Source organism: Blautia sp. AF19-10LB (assembly GCF_003461245.1).
Classification (GTDB): domain Bacteria; phylum Bacillota; class Clostridia; order Lachnospirales; family Lachnospiraceae; genus Blautia_A; species Blautia_A intestinihominis.
On the sequence record NZ_QTWS01000074.1, the window covers coordinates 1 to 5549 of the forward strand.

The 5549-nt window shown below is 43.6% G+C and carries 6 protein-coding genes and 5 tRNA genes; 9 read left to right on the forward strand and 2 right to left on the reverse strand.

The genetic code is table 11. The features are described from left to right. Positions 1 to 67 precede the first annotated feature (67 nt). The 6 genes from DWX28_RS18890 to DWX28_RS18915 all read left to right on the forward strand — a co-directional run bounded on the left by DWX28_RS18890 (position 68) and on the right by DWX28_RS18915 (position 1033). Positions 68 to 149: transfer RNA gene (locus DWX28_RS18890), tRNA-Tyr, on the forward strand. Positions 150 to 170: 21 nt separating this feature from the next. Further along, positions 171 to 243: transfer RNA gene (locus DWX28_RS18895), tRNA-Thr, on the forward strand. A gap of 17 nt (positions 244 to 260) precedes the next feature. Next, a tRNA-Met gene (locus DWX28_RS18900) sits at positions 261 to 334 on the forward strand. Between the two features lie 4 nt (positions 335 to 338). Next, positions 339 to 411 (forward strand) — tRNA-Phe (locus DWX28_RS18905). Between the two features lie 91 nt (positions 412 to 502). Continuing rightward, a tRNA-Lys gene (locus DWX28_RS18910) sits at positions 503 to 575 on the forward strand. A gap of 149 nt (positions 576 to 724) precedes the next feature. After that, the gene (locus DWX28_RS18915; protein ID WP_118254702.1) at positions 725 to 1033 is read left to right on the forward strand and encodes a hypothetical protein; all 309 of its coding nucleotides are present in this window, start codon (positions 725 to 727) and stop codon (positions 1031 to 1033) included. A 66-nt stretch (positions 1034 to 1099) separates the two neighbouring features. Here the strand turns inward: DWX28_RS18915 and DWX28_RS18920 are convergent, their stop codons facing one another. After that, on the reverse strand, positions 1100 to 2302 hold the full coding sequence (locus DWX28_RS18920; protein ID WP_118254705.1) for a metallophosphoesterase: 1203 nt from the start codon (positions 2300 to 2302) through the stop codon (positions 1100 to 1102). 157 nt (positions 2303 to 2459) lie between these two features. Here DWX28_RS18920 and DWX28_RS18925 point away from each other — a divergent pair, with 157 nt between their 5' ends. The 3 genes from DWX28_RS18925 (at position 2460) to DWX28_RS18935 (ending at position 4654) form a co-directional block, all read left to right on the forward strand. After that, the gene (locus DWX28_RS18925) at positions 2460 to 3293 is read left to right on the forward strand and encodes a SpoIID/LytB domain-containing protein (RefSeq protein WP_022213442.1); all 834 of its coding nucleotides are present in this window, start codon (positions 2460 to 2462) and stop codon (positions 3291 to 3293) included. Positions 3294 to 3402: 109 nt separating this feature from the next. After that, complete coding sequence (locus DWX28_RS18930; protein ID WP_118254708.1) at positions 3403 to 4233, forward strand: M23 family metallopeptidase; 831 nt, start codon at positions 3403 to 3405, stop codon at positions 4231 to 4233. Between the two features lie 178 nt (positions 4234 to 4411). Then, entirely contained in the window at positions 4412 to 4654 is a 243-nt protein-coding gene (locus tag DWX28_RS18935) for a GIY-YIG nuclease family protein (protein ID WP_118254713.1), read from the forward strand. 33 nt (positions 4655 to 4687) lie between these two features. On the opposite strand, the gene trhA is transcribed toward DWX28_RS18935, so the two are convergent. Beyond that, positions 4688 to 5353, reverse strand: coding sequence for a PAQR family membrane homeostasis protein TrhA (trhA, locus tag DWX28_RS18940; RefSeq protein ID WP_118254718.1), 666 nt, complete (start codon positions 5351 to 5353; stop codon positions 4688 to 4690). Positions 5354 to 5549 lie beyond the last annotated feature (196 nt).

Genomic DNA, 5549 nt, shown 5'->3' on the forward strand with positions numbered 1-5549 from the left:
TGGGAGAGCATCTGCCTTACAAGCAGAGGGTCATAGGTTCGAGCCCTATAGGTCCCATATACATTAAGGGTGGATTCCCGAGTGGCCAAAGGGGGCAGACTGTAAATCTGTTGGCACCGCCTTCGAAGGTTCGAATCCTTCTCCACCCATTAAGCCTTATCATTGGCTAAGCCGATGTGGCTCAATTGGCAGAGCAGCTGATTTGTAATCAGCAGGTTATCGGTTCGAGTCCGATCATCGGCTTTCAATTTCATAATTATCGCGGGGTGGAGCAGTCTGGAAGCTCGTCGGGCTCATAACCCGAAGGTCACAGGTTCAAATCCTGTTCCCGCTATTTTGCCCAGATAGCTCAGTTGGTAGAGCAGAGGACTGAAAATCCTCGTGTCGCTGGTTCGATTCCGGCTCTGGGCATTTACCTTGTAAAGGTAACGAACGGCTGGTTAGAAAAAGCCTGAGCGATTTACTCTGCAACATTGTGCAAAGTAAATGCAAAACTGCATATGGGGTATTAGCTCAGTTGGTAGAGCACTTGACTTTTAATCAAGTTGTCCGGGGTTCGAATCCCCGATGCCTCACTACTTTTTAAGAACACTATCATTTCGATAGTGTTTTTTTATTGCCTAAGTTCTTTTTATATTGATGCCCGCATATATTATAGTACATGCGTAGTAGTGGGACGTGCGCAATCCCGGCTTCTTGGCATGGAAGAATTAAGGAGGGCATTATGAAGAAAATAAGAGAGAGTTTTCATATGATCGCTGCTGCTGTATTTTGTCTTGTGATGAGTGTCAAAGCAACTGTTTTAAAAGAAATGGGACAGGCTGTGGGGCTTAGTGAGGGAGCTCTTGGATATGTTCCTGGAGCTCGGAATGCGGCGGGAAATACAACAGATTCTTCTATGTACAGAACTGCGTCAGAACATGATAATTATATAAGGAAGGTTTTCTTCTGGATGAGAGGTCCGGGTGACAGGAGTGTGGATGCATTAGAGGGGATTCCGCCGATTATGCAGAATGTGATCCTTCAGGAATAAATGCAGATAAAAATACCGTTTCTCTGCTTCTTCGGATAAAGCAGAGAAACGGTATAAAGTCTGAGATCAGGAGTTCTGGAATGTAACATTGATCGTGCAGATCTCACTGTTGGTGCCAACTCGCATGGCTGGTCCCCAGACACCGGATCCGGAAGTGACGATGTTGTGCATGGATCCTTTTTGGAGATAGCCACAGGGATTTTCCCACAGGAATTTGATCGTTATGTTTCCCGGGAATGTCTGTCCATCGTGCGTGTGGCCACAGAGATCAAGATCAACACCTGCATCTGCAATTTCCTGGAGTTCTTTTGGCTGATGGTCAATAAATATAATTGGTTTATCCTTGTCCAGCTTCTCGGTAAGCTGGGCAGGGGTTTTTCTTTTTTCTTCTATTTTTTCTATCAGGGAAGCGTCTTTACGGCCGACTACGTAGAAACTGTTGTCGATCAGGACGGCTTCATCTTCCAGAAGCTGAATATTGCTGTCTTTTAGAAATTCCCTCATGCGTGGATCTTTGAGGCTCTCAGCCCCTTCTTTGCCAGGATTAAAAGTAAAACCAGCAAGGATTGGCTCATTCAGATCATGATTTCCCCAACAGGCATAAACACCGTAACGGGAGTTGATCTTGCGTAGGATTTTTTTGACCTTTTTGGGCTCGTGGATCGCTTCGTATTCATTATCAAAAATATCTCCGGCAATGCAGACAAGATCAGGATTTTGTTTGTTTATTTTTTTTACGATCTCTTTTGCATGGATAGTACCGGCATTGTAGCCGAAATGTGTATCGGCGATGAGCACGATTTTCAGGGAATCGAGTTCGCCGGCGGATTTATCAACAGTAACTTCATAAGGCGTTACATTAATGTGTTTGGCATGATAGATGCCGCGGATACTGATCAGCAGAACACTAAAGATGCAGATCGCTCCGGCAATCGCAAACGCAACACGTGAATGGATCCAGGATGCATGGAAAACGTATTTGAGGATCAGTCTTATGATGTCCGCACTCAGCACGATCATCAGAATATACATAAAGATCCCAAGAAAATAGTTGCTGGTGACTTTGAGGATCCTGTGCAGGGAAGCTGGTTTTTTTATCAAAAATCCTGTCAGTGGGGTGGTGGAGATCAGAACGTAGACGATCGCCAGAATAACCCGAAAAATAGTTGACTGAAATAGATGATGACAGTTTCCGATCCACAGGTAACTCCACCGGAGTACATAAAGGTTAAGTAATATATAGACTGGTGCCAGATAAATTGCAAGCATAAAAAAAGCACCTCCTTTTTGTTATAAGTAAGCAGTCCTATTGATATGCCCTATAGTATAGTATGAATAAGATGCGCTGTCAAAAACTGAACGGAAATATTTATAAAAGATGAAAAAAGGACATATATTAGGATAAAACACTGGCTGGATGAGCATTATGAAAAGAAAAAGTGTTTTTAATCTGTCGAAGATCCTGGTGTTTGCGCTGCTTCCGTACTTGTCGGTGAGTGTGATCAATGGAAGTGAGAGGATATTACTGAATTACAGACCAGATTCGGAGGTATATCTGACGGCAGTTCTTTCGTGTCAGATTTCACCGGATTATGAGTTACAGACGGTGGAAGCACAGGCGGTCATTGCGAGAAGTAATCTTTTCAGGAAATTTGCGGAGGAGGAAAATCGGTTGGATGTGTTGAGAGAAATGGGGAAAAGTATAAAGAATCAGTGGAAATGGTGGATATCTGATGAGATTTATGAAGATGCTGTGGAAAATACAGAAGGGAAAGTTCTGCTTGTGGATGGAAAACTGGATCTTGTTCCATATCACGAGATCAGTGGTGGCACGACCAGAGACGGGGAGACTGTGTTTGGAAGTTCAGAGTATCAATATCTGAAATCTGTGGACAGCAGTGCAGACAAAAATTCCCCGGACTATTTCAGCAGTACATATATTTCGGAGCGGCAGCTGCCAAAAGAATTAGAAATAAAAGAACGGGATTCTGCAGGCTATGTGCTGAGTCTTCAGGCTGATGACAAAATTCTGGAGGGAGAAATGTTTGCATTGGGAATGGGACTTCCATCGTCGAATTTTTCCATACAGAAAACAGGGAGTAAAGTTCGTTTCCTGTGCAGAGGAAAAGGTCATGGACTTGGCTTTTCTCAGTATGGCGGAAATGAACTTGCAAAAGATGGAAGTTTGTGGGAAGAGATTCTGGAAGAATATTTTCCGGAAATGGAAATAAGTACATATGACAGAAACGATTTACTGTGAAGAAAGCGAACAGCAATAACATGATTTATTCTGTGCAAAGTTGAATAATACGTCATATTTCGGGAATGCTATAAATACAAAAATGATTATTGGCAGAGGTGAATGGAATATGACAAAAAACAGAATCGTAAAGTACGCCGCAAACACTGCTCTCCTTGCTGTCCTGGCAGCGGCGGGAATTGGAGTTTATCAGATCGGTACTTATACTCCAGACAAGGAAATTCAGGAAGAACTGCAGACAGATCAGAGCGAAGACACAGAAGAGACACCGATGGTGGATGCAGACACCAGTCTGGTTGACGCGGAGATCAGCGATACGACAGGGCAGAACGATACAGCAGAAGAAAAAATCACTCAGACGCTCACTGACAGTACAGACAGTTCAGAAAAAACTTCAGACAGTGTTTTTACAAATGAAGTAACCACAGAAACCGCGAATGCAGCAAATGCGGTGGAGGATTCCATGACGGATCAGGAAAAAGTCACAGATGTTTCCGCAAGTGCACTGAGTGCTCCGAAACTTAGTTTTTCCGAAGATACGCTGATGGAATGGCCGGTACACGGAACGATCCTTCTGGATTATAATATGGATCAGACGGTTTATTTTCCGACCCTGGATCAGTATAAACTGAGCCCTGCGATCGCAGTTCAGGCAGTGGAAGGTGCACCGGTGACCGCAGCAGCAGATGGAACGGTTTATTCGATCGAAGAAGACGCACAGACGGGAACAACCCTGACGATGGAGCTTGGAAGCGGATATCAGGCAGTTTACGGACAGCTCAAAGACCTCTGTGTGGAGGAGGGCGACACAGTAACAGAAGGAACTGTGATCGGCTATGTCAGTGCGCCGACGAAATATTACAGCAAAGAAGGAAATAATCTTTATTTTGCAATGAAAAAAGACGGCAAGCCGATCGATCCGATCGCCTATCTTCCGTAAACGGGATAATTACAATTATTCACAAAATATAAAACACAACGTATAATAAAGCAGGTGGGAATCAGCGGTAAAAAATTCGCAGTCGATATTCTCCTACCTGCTTTTTGAATGTATATAGAAGTGAAATACAATTTAAATCGGCTGCTTTTTATAGAGACAAAAGAGGATAAAATACTTTATGAATTACACATATATCGTTCAATGTGCAGACGGGACACTGTATACAGGATGGACGAACTGCCTGCAGAAGCGGCTCAAAGCCCATAATGAGGGAAAAGCCGGAGCGAAGTATACCAGAAGCAAAAGACCGGTAAAACTGGTCTATTATGAAGGTTTTGAAACAAAAGAAGAAGCAATGCGCAGAGAATATGCGATCAAACAGCTTACAAGAAAACAAAAATTAAACCTGATGGAATTCTGAAAGTACTGTAACAGGCAGAAAAATACCCTGCCATCAGAATGGCAGGGTGGAAATAAAGCAATACATGAGGATAAAGTGGCAGGCACTTCCAAGCATAACGAAAACATGAAAGATCTCATGTGAACCGAAATTCCTGTGTCTGGAATTAAATAATGGAAGTTTCAGACCATAGATGATACCGCCGATCGTGTAAATAATGCCGCCCGCAAGCAGCCATCCGAAACCTGCTCTCGGGAGGGAGTGAAAGATCGGAACAAAAGCCAGTACACAGAGCCAGCCCATTCCGATATAGAGAACGGAGGACAGCCATTTCGGGCAGGTGATCCAGAGTCCCTTGAGCAGCATGCCAAGGATTGCAACAGCCCATACAAGTCCGCAGAGGATATAGCCAATACGGTTATGCAATGCAATGAGGCAGACAGGAGTATAGCTTCCGGCGATCATGACGAAGATCATCATGTGATCCATCTTTCGGAGCCGGCGGTTGACTTTCTCTGTAGAGTCTACAGAATGATAAACGGTACTGGCTGTATAAAGAAGGATCATGGTAAGTATGAACACAGCCAGAGCTGCGATATGCAGTGGTGCTTCCTCACCGGATGCAGCTTTGAGAAGAAGCGGTGCAGCACCCGCGATCGCCAGAAGTCCTGCAACACCGTGCGTGATCGCACTCCAGGGATCTTTTAATTTAAGTTTCATAATAAACACCTCCAGTGTTAAAAACAGGTAAATAATAAAAAACCAATCACGTAGTAATTAATACTACATATTAAGTATATTGAAACTATACTGCATTTATACATAAAAGTAAAGAGCTAATTTAGGAATTTTAGGATAATAAGCGGGAATCCTCGGCAATTCAATTACCGAGATGAAAGCGCAGGAGTGTGCGTAT

Coding starts and splice junctions, on each gene's coding strand:
- DWX28_RS18915 (WP_118254702.1), top strand. CDS start 725: ATGAAGAAAATAAGAGAGAGTTTTCATATGATCGCTGCTGCTGTATTT.
- DWX28_RS18920 (WP_118254705.1), bottom strand. CDS start 2,302: ATGCTTGCAATTTATCTGGCACCAGTCTATATATTACTTAACCTTTAT.
- DWX28_RS18925 (WP_022213442.1), top strand. CDS start 2,460: ATGAAAAGAAAAAGTGTTTTTAATCTGTCGAAGATCCTGGTGTTTGCG.
- DWX28_RS18930 (WP_118254708.1), top strand. CDS start 3,403: ATGACAAAAAACAGAATCGTAAAGTACGCCGCAAACACTGCTCTCCTT.
- DWX28_RS18935 (WP_118254713.1), top strand. CDS start 4,412: ATGAATTACACATATATCGTTCAATGTGCAGACGGGACACTGTATACA.
- trhA (WP_118254718.1), bottom strand. CDS start 5,353: ATGAAACTTAAATTAAAAGATCCCTGGAGTGCGATCACGCACGGTGTT.